This is a genomic window from Paenibacillus sp. FSL M8-0334, assembly GCF_038000405.1.
Classification (GTDB): Bacteria; Bacillota; Bacilli; order Paenibacillales; family Paenibacillaceae; genus Paenibacillus_AQ; species Paenibacillus_AQ campinasensis.
Genome location: NZ_JBBOCH010000002.1, coordinates 128,378 through 148,602 on the forward strand (window position 1 = coordinate 128,378; position 20,225 = coordinate 148,602).

20 protein-coding genes and 1 riboswitch are annotated in these 20,225 nt (G+C 54.7%); of the genes, 13 read left to right on the forward strand and 7 right to left on the reverse strand.

Annotated features, from left to right (window positions below; genetic code table 11):
• Nucleotides 1-181 precede the first annotated feature (181 nt).
• The gene (locus tag MKX64_RS14630; RefSeq protein WP_095398165.1) at nucleotides 182-895 is read left to right on the forward strand and encodes a potassium channel family protein; all 714 of its coding nucleotides are present in this window, start codon (nucleotides 182-184) and stop codon (nucleotides 893-895) included.
• A 149-nt stretch (nucleotides 896-1,044) separates the two neighbouring features.
• Here the strand turns inward: MKX64_RS14630 and MKX64_RS14635 are convergent, their stop codons facing one another.
• Both MKX64_RS14635 and MKX64_RS14640 read right to left on the reverse strand, forming a co-directional pair.
• Nucleotides 1,045-1,854, reverse strand: coding sequence for a histidinol-phosphatase (locus MKX64_RS14635; RefSeq protein WP_341036392.1), 810 nt, complete (start codon nucleotides 1,852-1,854; stop codon nucleotides 1,045-1,047).
• Between the two features lie 83 nt (nucleotides 1,855-1,937).
• Nucleotides 1,938-2,840, reverse strand: a complete 903-nt coding sequence (locus MKX64_RS14640; protein WP_095264690.1) for a LysR family transcriptional regulator — start codon at nucleotides 2,838-2,840, stop codon at nucleotides 1,938-1,940.
• 410 nt (nucleotides 2,841-3,250) lie between these two features.
• Here MKX64_RS14640 and MKX64_RS14645 point away from each other — a divergent pair, with 410 nt between their 5' ends.
• From MKX64_RS14645 to MKX64_RS14665, 5 genes are all read left to right on the forward strand, one after another.
• The gene (locus MKX64_RS14645; RefSeq protein WP_095398163.1) at nucleotides 3,251-3,709 is read left to right on the forward strand and encodes a chemotaxis protein CheX; all 459 of its coding nucleotides are present in this window, start codon (nucleotides 3,251-3,253) and stop codon (nucleotides 3,707-3,709) included.
• A 115-nt stretch (nucleotides 3,710-3,824) separates the two neighbouring features.
• Nucleotides 3,825-4,598 carry an SDR family NAD(P)-dependent oxidoreductase gene (locus MKX64_RS14650; protein WP_341036395.1) on the forward strand — a complete coding sequence of 258 codons (774 nt, stop codon included), beginning with the start codon at nucleotides 3,825-3,827 and terminating at the stop codon, nucleotides 4,596-4,598.
• Nucleotides 4,599-4,927: 329 nt separating this feature from the next.
• Nucleotides 4,928-6,265 carry a DEAD/DEAH box helicase gene (locus MKX64_RS14655; RefSeq protein WP_341036397.1) on the forward strand — a complete coding sequence of 446 codons (1,338 nt, stop codon included), beginning with the start codon at nucleotides 4,928-4,930 and terminating at the stop codon, nucleotides 6,263-6,265.
• Between the two features lie 84 nt (nucleotides 6,266-6,349).
• Nucleotides 6,350-7,102 carry an ABC transporter ATP-binding protein gene (locus MKX64_RS14660; protein ID WP_155618035.1) on the forward strand — a complete coding sequence of 251 codons (753 nt, stop codon included), beginning with the start codon at nucleotides 6,350-6,352 and terminating at the stop codon, nucleotides 7,100-7,102.
• Nucleotides 7,099-8,319, forward strand: coding sequence for an ABC transporter permease (locus tag MKX64_RS14665; RefSeq protein WP_341036400.1), 1,221 nt, complete (start codon nucleotides 7,099-7,101; stop codon nucleotides 8,317-8,319). The genes MKX64_RS14660 and MKX64_RS14665 overlap by 4 nt, the downstream gene beginning before the upstream one ends.
• A 147-nt stretch (nucleotides 8,320-8,466) precedes the next feature.
• Here MKX64_RS14665 and MKX64_RS14670 read toward each other — a convergent pair whose 3' ends face one another.
• The 3 genes from MKX64_RS14670 to MKX64_RS14680 all read right to left on the reverse strand — a co-directional run bounded on the left by MKX64_RS14670 (nucleotide 8,467) and on the right by MKX64_RS14680 (nucleotide 10,842).
• Nucleotides 8,467-8,595 (reverse strand): sporulation protein YjcZ, encoded by a 129-nt coding sequence (locus tag MKX64_RS14670; protein WP_095264697.1) that lies wholly within the window; start codon nucleotides 8,593-8,595, stop codon nucleotides 8,467-8,469.
• A 209-nt stretch (nucleotides 8,596-8,804) separates the two neighbouring features.
• Nucleotides 8,805-10,103, reverse strand: a complete 1,299-nt coding sequence (locus MKX64_RS14675; RefSeq protein WP_155618036.1) for an aminotransferase class I/II-fold pyridoxal phosphate-dependent enzyme — start codon at nucleotides 10,101-10,103, stop codon at nucleotides 8,805-8,807.
• Between the two features lie 124 nt (nucleotides 10,104-10,227).
• Nucleotides 10,228-10,842, reverse strand: a complete 615-nt coding sequence (locus tag MKX64_RS14680; RefSeq protein ID WP_095264699.1) for a pyridoxamine 5'-phosphate oxidase family protein — start codon at nucleotides 10,840-10,842, stop codon at nucleotides 10,228-10,230.
• A 125-nt stretch (nucleotides 10,843-10,967) separates the two neighbouring features.
• On the opposite strand from MKX64_RS14680, the gene pdxR reads away from it, so the two are divergent.
• From pdxR to MKX64_RS14695, 3 genes are all read left to right on the forward strand, one after another.
• On the forward strand, nucleotides 10,968-12,464 hold the full coding sequence (gene pdxR / locus MKX64_RS14685; protein WP_155618037.1) for a MocR-like pyridoxine biosynthesis transcription factor PdxR: 1,497 nt from the start codon (nucleotides 10,968-10,970) through the stop codon (nucleotides 12,462-12,464).
• A 22-nt stretch (nucleotides 12,465-12,486) separates the two neighbouring features.
• Nucleotides 12,487-13,272, forward strand: coding sequence for a helix-turn-helix domain-containing protein (locus MKX64_RS14690; RefSeq protein WP_155618038.1), 786 nt, complete (start codon nucleotides 12,487-12,489; stop codon nucleotides 13,270-13,272).
• Nucleotides 13,273-13,546: 274 nt separating this feature from the next.
• Nucleotides 13,547-14,416 carry an SDR family oxidoreductase gene (locus tag MKX64_RS14695; protein WP_155618039.1) on the forward strand — a complete coding sequence of 290 codons (870 nt, stop codon included), beginning with the start codon at nucleotides 13,547-13,549 and terminating at the stop codon, nucleotides 14,414-14,416.
• Nucleotides 14,417-14,437: 21 nt separating this feature from the next.
• Here MKX64_RS14695 and asd read toward each other — a convergent pair whose 3' ends face one another.
• The gene (gene asd / locus MKX64_RS14700) at nucleotides 14,438-15,238 is read right to left on the reverse strand and encodes an archaetidylserine decarboxylase (protein WP_095264703.1); all 801 of its coding nucleotides are present in this window, start codon (nucleotides 15,236-15,238) and stop codon (nucleotides 14,438-14,440) included.
• Between the two features lie 190 nt (nucleotides 15,239-15,428).
• Nucleotides 15,429-15,542, forward strand: a riboswitch (TPP riboswitch).
• 141 nt (nucleotides 15,543-15,683) lie between these two features.
• Between asd and MKX64_RS14705 the strand changes: the two genes are divergently transcribed.
• The 4 genes from MKX64_RS14705 (at nucleotide 15,684) to MKX64_RS14720 (ending at nucleotide 19,696) form a co-directional block, all read left to right on the forward strand.
• A complete protein-coding gene (locus tag MKX64_RS14705) occupies nucleotides 15,684-16,307 on the forward strand; it encodes an ECF transporter S component (RefSeq protein WP_095264704.1) in 624 nt (207 codons plus the stop codon).
• Nucleotides 16,308-16,341: 34 nt separating this feature from the next.
• On the forward strand, nucleotides 16,342-18,003 hold the full coding sequence (locus tag MKX64_RS14710; protein ID WP_095264755.1) for an ABC transporter ATP-binding protein: 1,662 nt from the start codon (nucleotides 16,342-16,344) through the stop codon (nucleotides 18,001-18,003).
• Nucleotides 18,000-18,806, forward strand: a complete 807-nt coding sequence (locus MKX64_RS14715; RefSeq protein WP_095264705.1) for an energy-coupling factor transporter transmembrane component T family protein — start codon at nucleotides 18,000-18,002, stop codon at nucleotides 18,804-18,806. Before MKX64_RS14710 ends, MKX64_RS14715 begins: the two co-directional genes overlap by 4 nt.
• 155 nt (nucleotides 18,807-18,961) lie before the next feature.
• Nucleotides 18,962-19,696, forward strand: coding sequence for a hypothetical protein (locus MKX64_RS14720; RefSeq protein ID WP_155618040.1), 735 nt, complete (start codon nucleotides 18,962-18,964; stop codon nucleotides 19,694-19,696).
• A gap of 86 nt (nucleotides 19,697-19,782) precedes the next feature.
• Here MKX64_RS14720 and MKX64_RS14725 read toward each other — a convergent pair whose 3' ends face one another.
• Nucleotides 19,783-20,202, reverse strand: coding sequence for an ImmA/IrrE family metallo-endopeptidase (locus tag MKX64_RS14725; protein ID WP_095398156.1), 420 nt, complete (start codon nucleotides 20,200-20,202; stop codon nucleotides 19,783-19,785).
• Nucleotides 20,203-20,225: the final 23 nt, after the last annotated feature.

A 20,225-nucleotide genomic window follows, 5' to 3' on the forward strand; every position in this document is an offset into this window, starting at 1 on the left:
TGCTGGTGCATCAAGCCTTCGCATCACCGTGCTATCATCTGTCCGGTGGGAGGATTTGATTGGTTAGCGTGGCTCCCGATATCGAATCTAGGAATATCTCCCGGTTACATCATCCCCCGTCAACGGGTAATAACCCCGTAAGGAGTGGGCCCGGGATGGCCCGCTTGAGGAGGGAATCAATGTGACTTGGTGGATGTGGTGCCTTAATATCGCCGGGCTGGCAGTGCTGGTATATCTTTTTTACAAAGCGGATAAAGCGTGGTCCAGCAGACCTCTACTGCTTGCACCGCTGCTGATTTATGTGCTCATATCGGTGGAGGATTTGCTGGAATGGATTGATCTGACAGCTGTATTTCACGGGCCAGGAGGACTTCGGGCAACGATTGTATTGTTCTCGCTCGGCTCGGTGGTGTTCTATGTCCTGTACATATTCAAGAAGATTTCCGAATCTGCCCACCAGGAGGTCCGGCTCAGAACGGTCGTGGAGCGGATCAGCATGGCAGCGGTGATGTGCGTTTTGTTTTTTGCCGTCGTCTATACGTCGATCTATAAATTGTTTGGCAGCAGCTCGTTCTCAGGCTCACCGATCGGTGATGACCTGCTGAGCCAGGGGGTTGCCTTTCTGTATTTCAGTGTGGCCACATTTGTGATGGTGGGCTACGGCGACATTGTAGCGGTGGATAATACGGCGCGGCTCGTAGTCATCATGCAGATGGCTTTCAGTTTTATTACAGTTGGCTATGCCTTGTCCATGCTGGGTACGCTGCGGCTGATGATGAGTCCCGGCTCCGATGAAGAGCTGGAAACTCGCGGAGAGGACCAGGTGAACAAGCGAGCGGAAGAGGAATCCGAGTCAGGCAACGAGAAGAAATCTTCATCTGAAGAACACAGCTAGGTAAAAAAAAAGAGGACCCGAGCTTCCGGGTCCCAACACCATATATATATTCTCAAAAGGGGGTCATGTGATAAGTGTAACCTGCCGCTGTTAGAGTTTCATAACAGATATATTTCATTTTTGTAACAAAATCCTCCCTGCAAAAACGATCAGAGAGGGACCGCCACTTTTTGCTTCTGTTCAAAGTATACCCACTCGGTGTAACCGATCTCCTTCAGCACTCGGGACACTTCCTCAAACTCGTCACCCACACGTGACGGCGTATGAGCATCCGAGCCAAAGGTAACCTGGACGCCGTGGAAATGCGCTACTTCCAGTATGGCGTTGGACGGGTACCAGCCTCCGCACAGCTTCGTTTTGCCTGAAGTGTTAATCTCGATGGTCAGCCCACACTCGGCAATGACCTTCAAAGTCTCCTCAATTGCTTCATCGGCGATAATCTCCGAAAAGGCAGGATAATTTCCCTTCATGGCGTCCATATGTCCGATAATCTGGAACATTCCGCTTCTGGCAGACTGCCGGATTAAATCGAAGTAGGCTTCCTTATCCGCTACCTTCTGCGCCGGGGACAGTTTGTTCCAGCGGTTCTTGTTGAAGATGCTGACACCGTTCACCTGATGGACCGAGCCGATTATATAATCGAACGGATAGGCGGCCAGCGCTTTCCGGTACACCTCGGCGACTTCGGGGAAGAAATCGGACTCGATGCCGAGCAGCACCTTGATCTTTCCTTCATATTCTTTTTTCAGGCGGAGAACTTCGTCCACATAACTAGCGATCTCCGATTTGGCCATGGCGATCCCCGGGAAAGGCTGTTCCTCCGGGATGCCAAAGTATGGCGTATGATCGGAGATGCCGATCACCTGCAGGCCCGCATCAATGCCGGCTTCGATGTAGTCCCGGATCGTGCCGTCGGCATGCCCGCAGCGGAAATGGTGAGTGTGCATATCGAATTTCATGTGTTCCTCCTTAAATCGTATGGTTTTCTCTTTCTCTGATCTATCGGATGCGCCGGACAACCCCCGAGGGGCTGGTCTAATGTTCATTCACTGCTGATAAACTGGGTTTCCGGCATTCCCTTCAGGTCACTGATAAATTGTCTCATGGCGGAGCTGACATAGCGGCTGTTCTTGTATATCACGCCCACCGGATGGCTAACCTCCAGCTCCGGAAGCGGGACGATCTGCAGCGTGCCATTGCGCAGCTCGGGGGCGACCGATTGCTTGGAGATAATGGCCGCGCCCAGATTGATCTCGACCATTCGTTTGATCTCCTCGCTGCTCGACAGCTCCATCACCACTTGCGGCTCGATGCCGTGCGCCCGCATGACGTCATCGGCGAATCTTCGGCCGACCGTATCCCGGGTGAGCAGGATGAGCGGAATGCCGCCCAGTGAGTTGATGTTTACCTTCGGCATGCTGGCCAGCGGATGCTGCGGAGACACCACGAGTTCAAAGGTGTCGTAGTACAGTATGGATGTGCTCAGGTTAGGGTTTCGTTCAATGAGATAGCCGATGCCGATATCGATCAGGCCGTTCTCTACACTGTGATAAATTTGCGAAGAAGCCATGGACTGGATAGTGGTTTTGATATGTGGGAACTGATCTTGAAAATAGGATAGAACCCGAGGCAAAATTTGAATCGCAATCGAAGTGGTTGTTCCTAATTGAATATGTCCCTGCGGCGTCTGGTCGAGGTCTGACAGCCGCTGCTTCAGCTCATCCACGATGCTCAGAATTTGTTCGGCATGTTCCACAAACACCTGGCCCCGATCTGTGAGGGTGACCGGCTGGCTGCGGTCGACGAGCACGGTCTTGAACTCATCCTCCAGACTTTTGATCTGTGCGGATACGGCCGGCTGCGTCAGATTAAGGAGCTCCCCCGCTTTGCGAAAGCTCATCGTTTTGGAGATGGTGATAAGCGTTTCCAACTGGCTGATATTCATAGCCTTCCTCCTGACATGATTTCGTTCTTCCGCGCTATGGTTGTGTGCCTCTTATTGTTTAAATTATAGGTTATTCTTCCGAAGGGGGCAATCAATCGCCTGAAACCGAGGATTTTGCAGCAAAATGAGCAAAAACATCACGATTTCCAAATAATTATTATTAAAAGATTGCGAATGCATCCGATAATAGTAAAGTAGACATGGAAATGAATAAGACTAAAGGCCTGAATTATTCGACCATATGAAATGAAGGACCTTATAAATCTTACCTATCATGATGTCTGGATAATAAGCAAGCATACAAGTTATTTTACGATGATTCAGTGCGGGGTATCCATAAGTGGGGATGAACTTCTCAGGCTTTAAGGAACCCTTGCCCAATAACCCGGCGAAAGGGGCGCGATTAGACAATGAAGGCGGAGGTTATTAATCCTTTCATAGAGTCCGCAAGAAACGTGATTCAACAAGTGGTACAGGTTTCACCTTCTACAGGCAATCTGGGCGTCAAGGAGATCGGCTATCTGGAGAATCATATCTGGATTCTGATCGGCATGACCGGACAGATGAACGGTGAAATTGTATTCGGTATCCAAGAGGAGGTTGCCCTGCGGCTGGTGTCCGTCATGATGGGAGGCTACGTGCTCACTGAAATGAATGAAATGGGGCAGAGCGCCATCTCCGAGCTGGGCAATATGATCAGCGGCAATGCAAGCACGATTTTGGCCGGACAAGGTGTCAGTGTTGATATTACGCCGCCGAAGGTCGTGAAGGCCGACAGTGCATCGGATCTCATTCAGAAAAAAGCGCTGAGCATTCCACTCCACATGGATGGCATCGGAGAACTGGATATTCAAGTCATGATTTCATAAAATAGATACATACGATCTATTTATCCGTTCAGCGGCCCTTGATCTGGTGGTGCCTGGTACAAGAAGGAATCAGATCGAACACCGATGAAGGGGAACCATGGAGGGAGTCCGAATCATGTTACAACACAAAATCGTTGCCGTTACGGGCGCTTCAAGCGGAATCGGAGCGTTGATTGCGCAACGGTTGTCGGCGGAAGGCGCGTATGTGATCCTTATCGGACGCTCGGAGGAGCGGCTGCAGGAGGTAAGCAAGCGCATGCCCGGGCCGCACGAGATTGCGATGATGGATGTCCGGGATGATGAACAGGTCCAGGCGATATTTAAGGCGGCTCTAGCCAAGCACGGCAAAATCGACGTACTGATTAACAATGCCGGCTACGGCAAGTTCAGCCCTTTTTTGGATATGTCGTTAACCGAGTTCGAAGATATGATGAATGTCAATTATCTAGGGGTTGTACGCTGCACGCAGGCCGTTCTTCCAAGCATGCTCGAGCAGGGAGACGGGCAAATCGTCAACGTCGCTTCAATGGCCGGTAAAATCGGAACCTCCAAGTCCACGGCGTATTCCGCGACCAAGCATGCCCTGCTGGGCTTCAGCAATTCGCTGAGGCAGGAGCTCCACCGCACCGGAATTACGATTTCGACGGTAAATCCGGGCCCGATAGACACCCCGTTTCTGGAGATTGCCGATCCGTCAGGCGGATACATGAAAAATCTGGGTGCGCTGATGCTGAAGCCGGATGATGTGGCCCGGCGGGTGGTGACCCTTGTGCTTAAACGCAAGGAGGAGCTGAACCTGCCGCGTCTGGCCGCATTTGGCATCAAGCTCTATCAGCTGTGCCCACGGTTTCTGGATCGGGCATTGCACAGATGGATGAACAAAAAGTAACAGCGGAGGCGTGTGACATCAGCCGATTCCTCGGCGAAGGAATCACCTGTACGAGACGCGCCAAATGTACCGAGACGTGAACAGGTTCTCTCGTTCGGTCCGTTTGGCGCGGGCAGCCTCAGCTTCCACAAACCGATAGATGTATAAGATGAATACATCCTTCATACCTCTCTCCACACACTGTAACATTCCCAATTTTAATCCCCTGAATATCGTAAGGTTATGTAACCCGGTCATCGTTCTCCAGGTTGTATTTGGTGAGGGCTCCTGTTTTCGCATATAATGGGAAGAGTGAACCGTACACGAATAACAAAGGATGGACGAAATCTATGAACGCAACCAATTTCCATACATTAGGAATCGCACAGGACTTCACCGAAAGGTTGGCTGAATTTGGCATCGAGTCTCCGTCACCAGTTCAGAGCGAAGCCATCCCCCATATCCTTGAGGGCAGGGATGTGCTGGCCACTTCCCAGACCGGAACGGGAAAAACGCTGGCTTATTTGCTGCCTGTTCTCCAAACGATTGATCCGGAGGTGAAAGGGACGCAGAAGGTCATTCTGGCACCGACCCAGGAGCTGGCGCTGCAGATCGTTCGCGAGGCGGAGCGATACGGAGAGCCTCGGGGCATCGGCGTTCTCGGACTGATCGGGGGGGCTGCGGTTAAGCGCCAGATCGAGAAGCTGAAGCAGCATCCGGAGCTGGTGATCGGTACGCCAGGCCGCATCCGGGAACTGATCGAGGTCCGCAAGCTGAAAATGCATTTGGTAAAAACGATTGTCATTGACGAAGTGGATCAGGTGTTCCAGCTTGGCGCGGGCGGTGATGTTGACCGGATACTGAAAAGCGCCCTGCGCGACCGGCAGCTTGTCTTTCTATCGGCCACCGTCAGCCAGCAGACGGCGGATCTCGTCAAGCAGGAGATGGATCGCCCGGTTGAGGTGGGCATTGATCCTGACATGAAAACGCCGTCCTCACTGGAGCACTATTATTTTGTGTCCGAGGAACGTGACAAGCTGGACATGCTCCGCCGAGTCGTTCGCCACTATAACCCGGAACGGGCTATCGTATTTGTGAACAATACGGACGATCTTGGCGAGGTGGAGGCGAAGCTGAACTATCTGGGCCTGAATGCTGCCGCTATCTACGGCGATGCGGACAAGCTGACACGCAGCCGGGTGCTGAATGCTTTCCGCGAAGGCCGGACGCGCCTGCTTGTGGCCAGTGACGTAGCCGCACGGGGACTTGATATCGAGGGGCTGGGCATGGTGATCAACTTCGACCCGCCGCTGGATGCGGAACATTACACGCACCGGGCCGGACGGACAGGACGGATGGGACGAAGCGGGATGGTCATCTCACTGATTACAGATCGCCAGACCTTTATTATGCGCAAGTTCAATCGGGAGCTTGGAATTACGATTGAGGAGCGGGCTTTCTACGCCGGGAAGGTAAGAGCGCCCAGAACTGCATCAGGTTCACCGCAGCGTTCAGGAGGCAGCGGCTCGGGTTCCGGGAAAGCCCGTCAGGCTCGCAAGCCGGCAGCGGTCAGCGGCAAGGGCCGGGCGAGCACCGGCAAGGCGGCCGCAGAGCGGCAAAGTGAACGGGAGCGCACGAGAAAGAATAAGGGTGCGCCGCGGTGGTTAAAGGACAAGTCGCGCGAATAGGCGGCATTTCATTCGATGTTTCCAGGTCTATAAGCCCGGCACGGCACGGGCATACCGCAGGAATGAAGACAAGAGGTGAAGATAATGAGTGAACAACCGGTACTTTCTGTTCAGGACTTGAGCGGCGGTTACAGCATTAACCGGCCGGTGCTGCACGATATCTCCTTTCAGGTTCAGCCTGGCGAGCTGGTCGGTCTGATCGGTCTGAACGGGGCAGGGAAGAGTACGACTATGAAGCATATCCTGGGGCTGATGCATCCCCAGAAAGGGGAAATCAAGGTGCAGGGCAAACGCCGGGAGGAGGATACAGAGCTGTATCACAGCTCCCTGGCGTTTGTGCCCGAGTCGCCGCTGCTCTATGACGAGATGACCGTCCGCGAGCATGTGGAGTTTGCCGCCCGCTCCTACGGCGTGTCCCGAGAAGATTATGAGGCGAGAGCTGCTCATCTGTCCCGTCTGTTCCGGATGGAGGAGAAGATGGACAGCCTGTCCATCCATCTGTCCAAGGGGATGCGGCAAAAGGTGATGATCATGTGTGCTTTTGTAGCCAGACCGGGGCTGTATATCATTGACGAGCCGTTCTTGGGGCTCGACCCGCTCGGCATTCGCTCCCTGCTGGATTTCATGCTGGAGGTCAAGGCAGCCGGTTCTTCGGTGCTGCTCAGCTCTCATATTCTGTCGACGATCGAGAATTACTGTGACCGCTTTATTGTGATGAATCGCGGCAGGGTGGTAGCTCAAGGGACGCTGCAGCAGATTGGAGAACAGGCCGGAAAGCCGGGCAAATCGCTGGAGGAGCTGTTTAATATCCTGATCCAAGGCGGGAATCAGGCATGAATTTACGGGAGCTGTATCTCAAGAGGCGCAATCAATTTTGGGGAGAGGTTGTCCCTTATTTTGGCTATGTGATCCAGAGCGGCGTAGCGTTTGTGTTTCTGTTTTTATTAATTGTGTTTGCCGCCTGGTACACAAGCTTCATCATGAATCTGCCGCCGGATCTGCCGATTCGCTGGATCATGCTGGCCGTGCTCGCGCCGCTGGTCATCAACAGCAGTGTTCGCACTTATCTAAGGCCAGCGGATACCGTGTTTCTGCTTCCACAGGAAGCAAGGATGAGCCGCTACTTCGTCCAGGGCTGGATTCGCGGCGTCATTTACAAAATCATCGGCTTAATGATCGCCTTGATGATTTTGTGGCCGCTATATGTACGCAGCGATGCTGCTGCGAAACCGCTCTTGCTCACCATCGTGGTGCTGGCGGGGCTGAAGCTGCTGGCCAGCTATGGCAGCTGGAGAGAGCAGGAGATGGTGTCCAGGAGCATGGCGGCATGCTTCCGGTGCCTTCGCTGGGGCGTGGCCGCACTCGCGCTTGCCGCATGGCTGTGGCAGCCGTCAGGCCGCGGTCTCATATTCATCGCCCTGATTGGACTGACCTACGCTGCAGCAGCGGCTTATCCGGTCAGACATCTTGTTCCCTGGGAGCGGCTCATCGCTGTCGAGCGCCGTCAGGCAAGCCGCGTAATGCAGATCCTGAGCTGGTTCGTCAATGTGCCGCAGCTTGAACAGCGGGTTCATGCACGGAAATGGTTATCAAGCTGGGGCAAAGGAGTTCCGTGGAGGAAAGACGCAGCCTACCGCTACTTGCTGATCAAAAGTCTGGCTCGAAGTGATATGCTCGGCATTCTGATGCGGGTGGGTGTACTTGGGACGTTCCTTGTATGGATCAGCCGAGACAGTCTGGTCGGCACGGTCGTATATTTAGCCAGTCTGATGATCGTGGGGCTGCAGCTTTCCTCGCTCCGGAAAATGCATCGGGAATCGTTCTGGCTTCATGTATATCCGCTTCCGGAAGGAACCCGGCGCCTGAATGAAGCATATCTGCTGTTTCGGGTTCAACTGCTGTGGGCGCTCGTGATGTGGCTCCCTATGCTCGCTTCCGTTGCGGCGGCCCCGGGTCTGACACTCGGTACGGCCGTGGCCGGGTTCGCGCTCGTGTGGATGTTTCGTCATGCTGCGCTGCGAAGGGACCGCCGGGAAGACGAAGATGAAGATTGATCGTTACATTATGGTATCGACAGGCCGGGACGTTAGCGTTCCGGCCTTACCTTTGCAGGCAGCCGTCTGCATCCGCTGTGCGTCAGTCGCGTGACCGTGATGCCATCGCGATGCATCTGCCGGCAAAGGCCGGATGGGCAGATTCAATTACACCCAGAAAGAACGAGTGATGATAACGAGCAGGATAAACAGAACCAGAATGGCTCCTACGCCATGACCGTATCCGAAGCCGCCACCGTATCCACCGCAACCTCTTACTTCTTCAACTGCACCCATTGTTCATTCCCCTTTCACTTGTTGGTTGGTACACGGTATTGTATGTATGCAATGGTTTTTAGGTATGGGCGAGCGTTGATTTTTGACGGAAGAAATTAGGTGAAATGCCTGAGCCTGTCCCAGGTATACAAGAAAGCCGCTCTCTACAAGGCTTGTAGAGAGCGGCTTCTCCTATCGATCATCACCGCGTGTGTCCGGTCACTGCGTGATTACGCCTGCTGCAGATCCTGAACACCCTGGTGAATCAAATCAAACAGATCCTCCAAATATGGCTCCTCAATGCAAGAGAATGCGATCCGCAGATCATGTTCGCCCAAGGCAATGGTGCCGATCCCGTACTCGTGAATCAGATGGGAGCGGAGCGCTTCAGCCTGGACCGTCTTGAGCTTCAGACACATGAAGTATCCGGAGTTGAACGGGTAGTAGTCCCATGCTTCGCTATATTTGCCGCTGTCCAGAATGTCCTTCACTTTATTGGCGCGGCCTTTCATAATCTGAAGCTTCTCTTCCTTCTGCTCCTTGAATCCCGGTGCCTTCAACGCATCCAGCACAAAGGTCTGCGAAGGGTGGGGACCGCTGGAGATGGTTGCGCGGATGATGCCGAGCGTCTTCTGCTCCAGGGCATCCAGCACGTCCTTGTTCTCCGAAGCATAGGTAATGAAGCCGACACGGAATCCCCAGACGAATTCCTCCTTCGTGGCTCCATCCACCTTCACCGCCAGCACGCGCGGATGCAGATCGGCCAGGCGGCCAAACAGCGATTCCTTGAGCGAATCTTCAAAGAACAGGCCGAAATACGCATCATCCGTAACCACAACGACATTGATTCCCGCTTCGGCCGCATCCTTGATCGCTGCGACGATGGCGTCTCCCTCGGCTGCCCCAGGTGTGTAGCCTGTCGGGTTGTTCGGGAAGTTGAGGATAACCACGGCTTTCCCCTTATCCTTCTGGGCCAGAAGGGCGTCGCGCAAACCTGCGGCATTAAAGGTCATCTCCGATGTGAAAAGAGGGAAATTCACGTTCACCCCATGGCGGCGGACGCCGAATGTCAGGTCATAGTTTTCCCAGTTCTTGTCGGGATAGATGACGGCATCGCCTTCATCTACGAACAGGTCAGCGACGATGCTGAGACCGTGGGTCAGTGCATTGGTTGCAATCGGATTGCCGAAGCTCTTCCCTTGCAGCGAAGGGTTCTCTTCCAGCATCTTGTCCCGCCATAGAGAGCGCAGCTCCGGCTTGCCGGCTGGAGGGGCGTACGGGTACAGGTCCTTCGGAGCGAAAGCCGACAGCTTCTCCTGAATGACCCCCAGATGCATAGGAATGCCGCCTTCGGTTGCGATTCCAATCGTTGCATTATATTTTTTCGCATGGGCTGCTGCCTCAGCGGATTGGCTCAGAATGCCTTCCTTCGGGAAATAGAGCTCCTTGCCGAGTGTGGAGAGCATGTCAAATACATGCGGGTTACCGGCTTGCAGCTTCTCATTCAATTGTCCGGCCAATGGGTTCATGAATTGGCTCCTTCCTTCCGCAATTCTATTGGATATTATGACGACATTGGATGTAATGTCTCCGATTCATTGCCTAACATTATACCACCTTGCACATCAACCGTCACGATCAATTCGCGTCGCTTTAATGCGATCCCGTGAAATATTTTCGCATTAGTTTTGCGGTTTCGCGATCCTGCTCCTGATCCCGGCTTTCGAGCGCCTGCGCGATGCTCTCCAGACGCTCCGGTGTCAGATTTTGCCCGAATTTGAATTTTGCGCTCAGCCGATGGGGCACCAGCTTGATGACGGCGACCCCTTTCAGCCTTTTGGCATACTTCGGGTCCTGTGCATCAATCGTAGCATAGCCGCCTTCCGGCTGAAGCTTACGCATCAGCGCTTCCATTGCCAGCGCTTTTTCTTCGAGGTCATCTACGAGCACCGCTTCCCCGACAGCGGTTACGCTTTTGAAATATGCGGTTGCGGGACAGGCCAGGACCGGATCGGAATAATAGGACGGAATCAGAGAATATTCATCCGCCACAGTAAAGCAGACCGCGGAGGTGCGCCGAAGATGCTCCATCTTCTCGCCCATGCGGCTGCCATGAAAATAAAAGGCCTGGTTCGCATACACAAAGTTCAGCGGGGTCACCCGTGGAATGCCGTCTTCACCTACCGTGCCGAGAAAGCCGAAGCTCGCCTGATGCATAAAGGCTTCAATCTCCGCCGGGTCGTCCATCATAAATTCATCTCTTCTCATTCGTATCACCTCATATATGATTTCATCCCATGTGAACAGCATACGCTTCAGATTGACACATCAAAAGCGCCAATTTACAGTGATTTATATAGGCCAATTTCAGTTGTGGATACAGGAGGGGTTCGATGGAACTGGGGCTGCCGTTTGAAACCTATGTAGCAAAATATAAATACAAGTATCTGGCGCTTTACCAGGCTCTACGCGAAGCCATTCTGAGCGGAAATCTGCCGGTAGGTGTCCGCCTTCCGGCTACGCGCGAGCTCGCCAGGATGTACGGCATATCGAGGGGAGCGGCCGCCCAGAGCTACGACATGCTGCTGTCAGAAGGCTATGTGGAGACCCGGGTTGGCAGCGGAACGTATGTCGCCCAAGGGATGACGAAACGCTCTGACATGCTGCCCACCTCCCGGGAGCCGGTGCTATCGGTCTGGGGGAAGCGGCTTATGGATGCCATCTCCGCAGGGGACAATGAGAATGAGAGCGGGGATGCTGACCGGCTTGAAGAGGGGATGATCTCTTTTACAAGTGTGAATATCCCGATGGAGCTGTTTCCTTATGCGGAGTGGCGCAGCGCTTTAGCCTTTGCAGGCGGCATCGGCGGCCGATTGCTGGAAAGCGGGCCACCTCCTGCCGGAGACATGGAACTGCGAAAGGCGATCGCCGGTCATCTGCGATTCAAACGCGGCATTGAAGCCGACCCGGAGCAGATCGTTGTGTTCAGCGGCTCGATGCAGGGCCTGATGCTGTTATTCCAGCTTCTGGTTGATGAGGGGGAGCCTGTTGTGCTTGAGGATCCCGGATTCCCGGGCATCTATCAAGCGGTATCTGCCAGCGGCGGCATTCCGCTGCCTTCACCTGTGGATGCACAGGGCCTCGTGCCTTCGGAATGGGAGGCTAAACTGCTTGTCGTATCACCCAGCCGCCAATACCCCACGGGAAAGGTGCTGCCGCTTGAACGAAGAAGGGCGCTCCTGAACTGGGCTGGCAGACGCAATGCCTGGGTCATCGAGGATGACTATGACAGCGAATTCCGCTGGGGAGGGCGGCCGATTGAGCCGCTGAAGGTGCTGGATCATGAGCAGAGGGTCATCTACATCGGTTCGTTCTCGAAAACGATGTTTAACGGCCTTCGGCTAGGCTATGCCGTGCTCCCGCCAGCCTTGGTATCGCCCGTCGTGGCCGCTAAAGCGATCTATGAGCCGATATCCCCGGCTTCCCTGGAGCAGCGGGCGCTGGCCCGGTTTATGCAGACGGGCGGGTATGCGCGTCATCTGCGGCGAATGACGAAGGTGTTCGGGGCGAGGTACGAAGCCTTTTGCGAGCATATGAACCGGCAGGTTCCGGAAGTGTTTCGTCTCGAACGAGGGGATTCCGGACTGCTCGTATACGCGAGCTGGCTGAAATCCGGCGAGGCCTATAACAGGTTCAGACAGGCGGCGCGCGACCGCGGGGTTGTGTTCCGCAATGCGTCCGTGTATCATTATACTTTCGCTCCTCCGGCGGCCTGCTTTGCATTTGCCCATCTGAACGACAGTCAGATTGAAGAGGGGGTTCGCCGGCTGGCTGCTGCGTGGACAGACATGCTGAAAAACAGGTATGATGGTGGAGGATCAATTTTTTGACATAGATGAGGGGGAATGAGTGATGCTGAACGCATCGCCGTCTTCTTTTGTAATCAAGCCCGCGCTGGCGAAGATCGTCTGCGAACCGGGATGGAAGTGGCAAAAGCGTGAAAAACCGATGCAGAATTACGATTTGTTTTATGTCTGGAGCGGGGAAGGGATTGTCGAGCTGAATGATGAGCCATATACGGTCGGGAAAGGGAGCTGCTTCCTGTTTCGTCCGGGCGATCATACGAGCGCGACGCATAATCCGCAAAAGCCGTTGGTTTTGACATATATCCATTTTGACGTTACGGAGCCGGTAACGGAGGTTCCCGCTCCATACCGGCAGCTCTCCGAGACGATGGAGTTCGAGAATTTGCTGGCAAGGTACGTCAGGCTGTATCTGGACAAGCCCTTCGGGGGGGAGGAAGAGGGACAGCTGATTCTGAAACAGCTAATGATTCATCTTCTGCGTGCCGATCTGGCTGAGCCGGTTGTAAAAAAAGCGAGCAATCAGCTATCGGAAGCCATCCACGAAATCGCCAATTATGTCCGCCAGCATCCAGGCATCCCGCATCGGGTGGAGGATTTGGCTGCCAGAGCCGGATTATCACCGCGCTACTTCTCCATCAAGTTCAAAGAACTGATCGGGACGCCAGTGCAGTCGTATATTATCCGGATGCGCATTGAGCGGGCGCAGCATTTGCTGCTGCATCAGGGGATGAATGTGACCGAGGTGGCTGATGCGCTGGGCTACCGGGACATCTTTTTCTTCAGTCGGCAGTTTAAGCAGTACACGGGGAAAAGCCCTTCCGAAATCCGTTGATGCGTCAATTTCGAACATTCCGATTGGGTCATTTCGCCATGAGGCGGCGAAGTGCGGATCCCGCGCGCTGGGGCGTCCTTGTGCACTGGGTGGAGCGAGGCCCCGCTGGTATTGCGGGCTCCGCTCCGCTTGAACCGCTTAAACGAAGCGCCGACACCGTTCGCTGTCAGAGATTCATGGCATCAGAAAGCGCAGATTACACCCTGCTCCGGACTGAACCCGGTTGCGGGATCATCTGCGCTTTTTTTGGCTGTAACCAAAAGGAGGAAGGGGAATGACAAAGATAGAGGAACAGCGGGTGGCCCTGGTCACAGGTGCTTCCAGCGGCTTCGGCATGCTGATCAGCTTGGCGCTGGCCCAAGCCGGATACATTGTAGTTGCGGGTGTTCGGAGACCGGAGGCAGAAGATGAGCTGCGTTTGCGTGCGGAACAGGAAGGGGCTTGCGGGTTGATTCATCCGCTGCGGCTGGACATTTGCCGCCTGGAGCACATTGAGCAGGCCTCGGCATACATCGAAGATACCTACGGCCGTCTCGACGTGCTGGTGAATAATGCCGGTGAAGCGGTCGGGGGCATGGTGGAGGAAGTGCCGCTTGTGGATTGGAGAAGGCAGATGGAGACGAACTTTTTTGGCACGCTGGCGGTGACACAGGCGATGCTTCCTCTGCTGCGTACAACCGGGCGCGCCAAAATCATCATGCTCAGCAGCATCAGCGGTGTGGTTGGCTTTCCGGGATACGGGCCGTATGCCGCATCCAAATTCGCGGTAGAAGGGTTTAGTGAAAGCCTGTCGATGGAGCTGGCCCCTTGGGGTGTCGATGTGGTGCTGGTCCAGCCGGGCGCTTATGGCACCCCGATCTGGCGCAAGAGCTTTGGGGCGATCCAGAGCGGGGAGCATTCCCCGTACCGCGAGGTATTAACCGGCGTGCTGGCCTATTCCAAGCGGACAGCCGAGCAGGCCGGAGACCCGATGGAGGTCGCCAGGCTGGTGACACGGATTGCCACTATGCGTAAACCGAAGTTTCGTTATCGCCTGCCCCGTTCGACCCAGTGGTCGGCCTGGGTGAAGCTTCTGCTGCCGGACCGGCTGTTCCAGCGCATCGTCATGAGGCTGCTGCGTCAGAAGGACGCAGGCAGGGAATAACGCTGACGCAAGAACAGGGGACTAGTTTGCTTTTTCATTCGGATGAAGGACTCCCAGAAGCTCGCCCATTTTGACCCTTGAGCCGGTCTCTAAATCTCCGCGTGGCGTGAATGTGCCGCTTTCGGTCAGAAGCACGACGGTGGAGCCGAATTCGAAGTAAGCCAGCTCATCGCCGATCTGCCACTGCTTGACCTCGTCGCTCACATATTGAATGCTGCTGACGTTCATCGCGCCAACCTTCACAACAGCGACCTCGCCGAATTCATGCGCAATGTATGTAATCAGCCGTTCGTTCCGGCTCAGCACGGACCGGATATGGGTCATTGCAAAATCATTGACCGGGTACACCTTGCCCTTCAGATGCTCGCTTTCCGTCTGCACGCCGGTAACCGGGGAGTGAATGCGGTGGTAATCCGTCGGACTTAGATACAGCACAAATACATACCCGTTGATATAATGCTCAATTCGCGGGGAGTGGTTCAGCAGCTCGGCAATCGTGTAGTCTTGCCCCTTCACATTGACAATGGTGCCTGCCTGAATCAAACCCTGCGCGGTAATGGTGGCATCGACCGGACTGACCATGGCGCTCTGTGTATCATCGATGGAGCGCATGCCGATTTTCAGTCTGCGGGAGAAGAACTCGTTCAGCGAGCGGTATTCGTGAATTTCCTTCTCCGCTTCGTGGGCGGGAATTTGATATACCCGAATGAATGTCGGTATAAGATAACGGCTGACTCCACTGTGAGAGAAGCGCCCCATCAGCTTGGAAAGCCACTTTCGGGAAGACAGTTCGGTCATTAGCCGCAGCAAATGTTTAGCCATGAAATTCTCCTTTTCCTGCATGTGTCTATAGGATCTTGATGGCGGTTTCATATCACCGGTTGATAGACGCATGGTAAGTACAATCTGATATTGACACAGTTTTGATTCGAAATCAATAAATCGGTCAATTTGTAAAATGGTTCTTGCAAATTTGCGATGGGCTGTGTATTTTTAGATTAGCATAAAACCGAATAGGGAGTACGGGGGCTTGAGTGAATCAGGCTGAGATTGCAGCTGTTATCCCGCTGCTGACCGTTAATCTGAACTGGGTAATGCCAGCGTAGAGAATATCCGACCCTGCCTATACTAGGGCCTATTTTCCGTCTGCGCATTTTTCCAGACGGTTTTTTGTTGTGTGGATTTGGAATGAATGAGCAGCCGGCCGGCGCGAATCTTGCCAATCCTGTTCGCCACGAAATAAAGGTTGAGAGGGGTATGAAGGTTTATGGGAGTTCCAGTTAAAGAAAATTTGGAATTACAGTCCCGGAAAGGACTGCGAGTCAGCGATATTTTGGTTACCGTATTGGTGTCACTGGTGTTTGGGATTGTGTATCACTTTTGGGGATCGGTATATAGCTTGCTCAAGCCGTTTCAGGCGGATGAGCTGCTGTACGGGATGTGGTTTGCAGCGGCAACGCTTGCTTTTCTGCTGATCCGTAAGCCGGGCGTCGCGATTATTGCAGAGTTGGCGGCCGCGCACGTGGAAGTGCTGTTTGGCAGCGGCTGGGGTCTGACCCTGCTTATGTACGGGCTGATTCAAGGACTTGGAGCCGAGCTGGTCTTTGCGGCATTCCGCTACCGGAACTACAGCGTGTGGGTTGCTGCAGCGGCAGGAGCTGTGGCAGCGCTTGGCTCGATGGTGCTCGATTTCTACTACAGCTACACGGATGATTTGGAATCCTGGCTGTTCATTGCCAAATACGGCATGCGTATCCTCAGCGGCGCGGTCATCGCCGGTCTGCTCATGGTGCTGCTGGCGAAGGCGCTTGAGCGTACAGGCGTAACGGCGCTGCTCCGCCCGGCTTCATCGAAGGATTACGAAGCATTGGACGATCCGCGCCATGGCTGATCAGGGAACTGGGCGCAGTGCCGCTTGGGAGCCGATGGCGGCGGAAGGGCTTCGAGAGCCTAGGGAGCAGGCAGTATCCGTGGAGGGGCTCCGGCTGAAATACCCCGGGGAAGAGCGGCTGACGTTCAAGGATGTATCCTTTAAGGCCGCGCCGGGTGAAAAAGTGCTGCTGCTCGGGCCGAGCGGATGCGGAAAATCGACGCTGCTGCAGGTGCTCAGCGGCATGATTCCGAAGGCGACCGAGGTGCCGATGAAATGTGAGAACCGGCAGCTTCCCCGTTCATGGGCTTACGTGTTCCAGGATCCGGACACGCAGTTTTGCATGCCGTATGTGGATGAGGAGCTGGCTTTCGTTCTGGAGAATCTTGCGGTCCCCCGGGACGAGATGAAAGCGAGAATGCGCGAAGCGCTGGATGCGGTCGGCCTGCATCTCAAGGAGCTGCATATGCCGATCAGCCACTTGTCACAAGGAATGAAGCAACGGCTGGCACTGGCATCGGCACTGCTGCTGGAACCGGAGGTGCTGTTCCTGGATGAGCCTTCGGCTCTGCTTGATCCGGAAGGCCGGCGTCAGATCTGGGAAGCGGTGAAGCGAGTGTCCGCCGGACGTACCCTGATCATCGTGGAGCACCGGATCGAAGAGATGGCAGACTATGTGGACCGGATCGTGCTGTTCGGACCGGATGGCGTGATATTGGGCGAAGGCCCGCCGAAGGAAGTGTTCGCTCGTTATGAATCGGAGCTGAAGTCCTACGGCATCTGGTATCCCGGCGTGTGGGAGGACTATGCAGCTTCGCGCGCGGGGCAGCAGTGGTTCCCCCGCATCGCTTCGAGCAGCGCGGCTGGATCGTTATCCTCCCTGGAACCGGTGGTGGCCTCCTCCGGTGAAGGGAGGGGGCGTCCGGATCAGGAGAATGAAGTCGTGAATCCGAACGCGAGCGTGAACGCGAATCGCTGCAGCCGTGAGCCGCAGATCACGCTGCAGAGCTTCGCAGGCCAGCGGCGCAGTCAGCCTGTGATCGCATTGGATCATGCGGAGGTATTCCCGGGTGATTATGTGGCGATCCTCGGCCCGAACGGAGCTGGCAAAAGCTCGCTTCTGCTAAGCCTGATGGGCTTACTGCCATCTGAAGGGACCTACATTCTTGGCGGCGAGCATGTGGTTAAGGGAAAGCGGAAGAAGCTTCGCAAACGCAGGGAACAGCAGCTTCGCCAGATCGGGTTTGTGTTCCAGAATCCGGAGCTTCAGTTTGTCACGGAGCGTGTGGGAGATGAGGTTGCTTATTCCTTGCTGGTGGACGGTATGCCTGCCAGTGAAGCGGAGGAAGCATCTCGCAGCATTCTGGAGCGCTTCGGTCTGCATGGGCTGGAAGGAAGGCATCCGTATCAGCTGTCAACCGGTCAGAAGCGCAGGCTCAGTGTCGCTACGGCCATGGCGAGACAGCCTTCGGTTCTGCTGCTGGATGAACCCACCTTCGGGCAGGATGCCCGCAATACGTTTGCGATCCTGGAGATGTGCGAGCAGCTTCGGCGCAGCGGAACCGCGATCCTGATGGTGACACATGAGCTGCAGATCGCTGAGATGGCCGCCACGCATATATGGGAGATTCGCGAGGGCAGGGTGGTGTCCCAGAAGGTGTCGCCAAGATTACATGCGGCAGAATCGGACATGGCCTTGGCGGAGGTGAGTTCATGAGCTTCTGGGGACCTGTCCGTCACACCTGGCTGCATCGGACGAATCCGGTTGTGAAGCTGGGTGTCATCTGTCTGTTGTTCTTCATGACCGTGCTCACTCATGATCTTGATGTCATCATCTATCAAGCGATGATCTTCACGGTTTGCTTGCTGCTTCTAAGCGGCATTCAGCCCTGGAAAATGCTGCTGTTTCTCATTCCGTTCATGATGGCGTTCCTCGCTTCTGCTTCGTCGATGATGCTGTTCGGTAAAGGGGATACCATCTGGTGGCAATGGGGCCTGTTCAAAATATCGGAGGAAAGCTTCTACCGCGGTCTGCACCTCGGGTTCAAAGGCATCGCCTTCGCAGCCGAAGGCCTGCTGCTTGTAACCACAACGCAATCGGTCGACTTGTTCTATGCGTTAATGCAGAAGCTTAAGCTTCGGCCCAAGTATGCGTACAGCTTCATGGCATCCATCCGTCTGCTGCCGATGGTGTGGGAGGAATTCCTTATTCGTCGGCAGGCGCTGAAGGTGCGCGGGGTACAGCCGGCTCGCGGCCCGCGCAGGCTGGTCGTGCGCGCCGGATTATATGTAGTTCCGCTGCTGGCGCAAAGCATTCGCCGGGCTCACCGCGTGGCTGCGGCGATGGAGGCGAAGCAGTTCGACGGGGACCGGAGTCAGGCGCGAACGTACTACTATCCGTCTCAGTATTCCCGGTATGATGTGCTGACGGTCGGCTTGCTGGCTGCGGCCGTCTGCTGTGCTTATGCGGGGGCAAGCTATTATCCGTGGTTTGGCATCGGCGATGTCCGGTTCAATTAAGTGAGAAGCAGAAAGCCAGTCCTGTGGGGGCGGGCTTTCTGCTTCTTCTGTTTGGCTCGCGATATGCGGCTCGGATATAATACTAATGGTAAAGACAGATCTAAACGGCAATGGATCAATAATCATCCACTATCAACTAAAGGCAGGTAACGGCAATGGAATACATATATGAATCGGCACAGCGCAGCTACGAGGATTTCGCGAGCGGCCGGGTGCTGTACAATGCGCGCGGAACGACCTCGTTTCCGGTGAGGCTTGCCAGCGAGATTGTGCAGCGCTGTTTACGCATGCTTGAAGACAGGGGGAACGAGGGTCCCTATACCTTATTCGATCCATGCTGCGGGGGCGGCTACCTGTTGACGGTCGCGGGGCTGCTGCACGGCCAGCGCTTCAAGCAGGTCATCGGCTCGGATGTGAACGCCGGCGTGCTGGAATTGGCGGGGAACAATCTGTCCTTGCTTACGCCCGAAGGCATGCAGCGACGCGAGAAGCAGATCAAGGAGCTGATCCAGCTCTATGATAAGCCCTCGCACCATGAAGCGCTTCAAAGTGTTGCCCGCCTGGAGCAGCTGCTGGATCGGTCAGCCATTGAGGAGGTCCGCTGCTTTCAAGGGGATATTACGAATTGGCAGGAGCCATTTGACCTTCCCCATAAGGCAAACCTTGTGCTGACCGACCTTCCTTATGGACAGATCGTCAGCTGGAACGGGGATAGAGCGGATCCTGTGCATGATTTTTTTGAGCATGTCTATCGTTTACTGGAGCCTGGCCGTGCCGTAGTAGCGGTCATCGCCGATAAAAGTCAGAAATTAAGACATGACCGCTTCACCAAAATACAAGGGTTCAAGGTGGGCAAAAGACAGGTGGCGATTCTCGAGCCGAAGGGCTGATACATCCATAGAACAGGCTGGAGACCGCGCCAGCCTTCCAATCCCCAGATTATAACAGCTATACAGGAACGCATGTTCTGTTGATTTCAAAAAAAATATAGCATTTCCTGCGGAACCCCGGCGCGTCGGTAGTACTCATGCAAGGATTCACCCGGTGATGCTGCAAGGTCGGCGGTCAAGAGAGCAATGGCGAAGCGATTGGCCTGCCTCTCCAGCTTGCCTGGACTAAAATAGGAGTGTTCCTCCAAAAAGAATCGGCTGATTCCTTTGTGCAAACGATCATGTCCGAGTTCATGGGCGCACACAAAACGCTGCCATTCCGCTGGAAGCTGATTATGGATCACGATAAATCTCCGTCTCAGCTTGCGAAAATAGAGCCCTTTGGTCGTCTGCCCCAAATCGGCAAAACGGATATGTATTCCCAGAGAGGATGCTAACTCAAACGGGCAGTTGGTATGATATTTTCGGATCAGCTTGCGGATTAAAGCCTGTACATAATCATCCATGCCGGTTCACCTGCAATAATGAT

Bases quoted from the DNA above. Each gene is read 5' to 3' on its own strand.
- MKX64_RS14635 (WP_341036392.1), bottom strand. From the start codon at position 1,854: ATGAAATTCGATATGCACACTCACCATTTCCGCTGCGGGCATGCCGAC.
- MKX64_RS14640 (WP_095264690.1), bottom strand. From the start codon at position 2,840: ATGAATATCAGCCAGTTGGAAACGCTTATCACCATCTCCAAAACGATG.
- MKX64_RS14645 (WP_095398163.1), top strand. From the start codon at position 3,251: ATGAAGGCGGAGGTTATTAATCCTTTCATAGAGTCCGCAAGAAACGTG.
- MKX64_RS14650 (WP_341036395.1), top strand. From the start codon at position 3,825: ATGTTACAACACAAAATCGTTGCCGTTACGGGCGCTTCAAGCGGAATC.
- MKX64_RS14655 (WP_341036397.1), top strand. From the start codon at position 4,928: ATGAACGCAACCAATTTCCATACATTAGGAATCGCACAGGACTTCACC.
- MKX64_RS14660 (WP_155618035.1), top strand. From the start codon at position 6,350: ATGAGTGAACAACCGGTACTTTCTGTTCAGGACTTGAGCGGCGGTTAC.
- MKX64_RS14665 (WP_341036400.1), top strand. From the start codon at position 7,099: ATGAATTTACGGGAGCTGTATCTCAAGAGGCGCAATCAATTTTGGGGA.
- MKX64_RS14670 (WP_095264697.1), bottom strand. From the start codon at position 8,595: ATGGGTGCAGTTGAAGAAGTAAGAGGTTGCGGTGGATACGGTGGCGGC.
- MKX64_RS14675 (WP_155618036.1), bottom strand. From the start codon at position 10,103: ATGAACCCATTGGCCGGACAATTGAATGAGAAGCTGCAAGCCGGTAAC.
- MKX64_RS14680 (WP_095264699.1), bottom strand. From the start codon at position 10,842: ATGAGAAGAGATGAATTTATGATGGACGACCCGGCGGAGATTGAAGCC.
- pdxR (WP_155618037.1), top strand. From the start codon at position 10,968: ATGGAACTGGGGCTGCCGTTTGAAACCTATGTAGCAAAATATAAATAC.
- MKX64_RS14690 (WP_155618038.1), top strand. From the start codon at position 12,487: ATGCTGAACGCATCGCCGTCTTCTTTTGTAATCAAGCCCGCGCTGGCG.
- MKX64_RS14695 (WP_155618039.1), top strand. From the start codon at position 13,547: ATGACAAAGATAGAGGAACAGCGGGTGGCCCTGGTCACAGGTGCTTCC.
- asd (WP_095264703.1), bottom strand. From the start codon at position 15,238: ATGGCTAAACATTTGCTGCGGCTAATGACCGAACTGTCTTCCCGAAAG.
- MKX64_RS14705 (WP_095264704.1), top strand. From the start codon at position 15,684: ATGGGAGTTCCAGTTAAAGAAAATTTGGAATTACAGTCCCGGAAAGGA.
- MKX64_RS14710 (WP_095264755.1), top strand. From the start codon at position 16,342: ATGGCGGCGGAAGGGCTTCGAGAGCCTAGGGAGCAGGCAGTATCCGTG.
- MKX64_RS14715 (WP_095264705.1), top strand. From the start codon at position 18,000: ATGAGCTTCTGGGGACCTGTCCGTCACACCTGGCTGCATCGGACGAAT.
- MKX64_RS14720 (WP_155618040.1), top strand. From the start codon at position 18,962: ATGGAATACATATATGAATCGGCACAGCGCAGCTACGAGGATTTCGCG.
- MKX64_RS14725 (WP_095398156.1), bottom strand. From the start codon at position 20,202: ATGGATGATTATGTACAGGCTTTAATCCGCAAGCTGATCCGAAAATAT.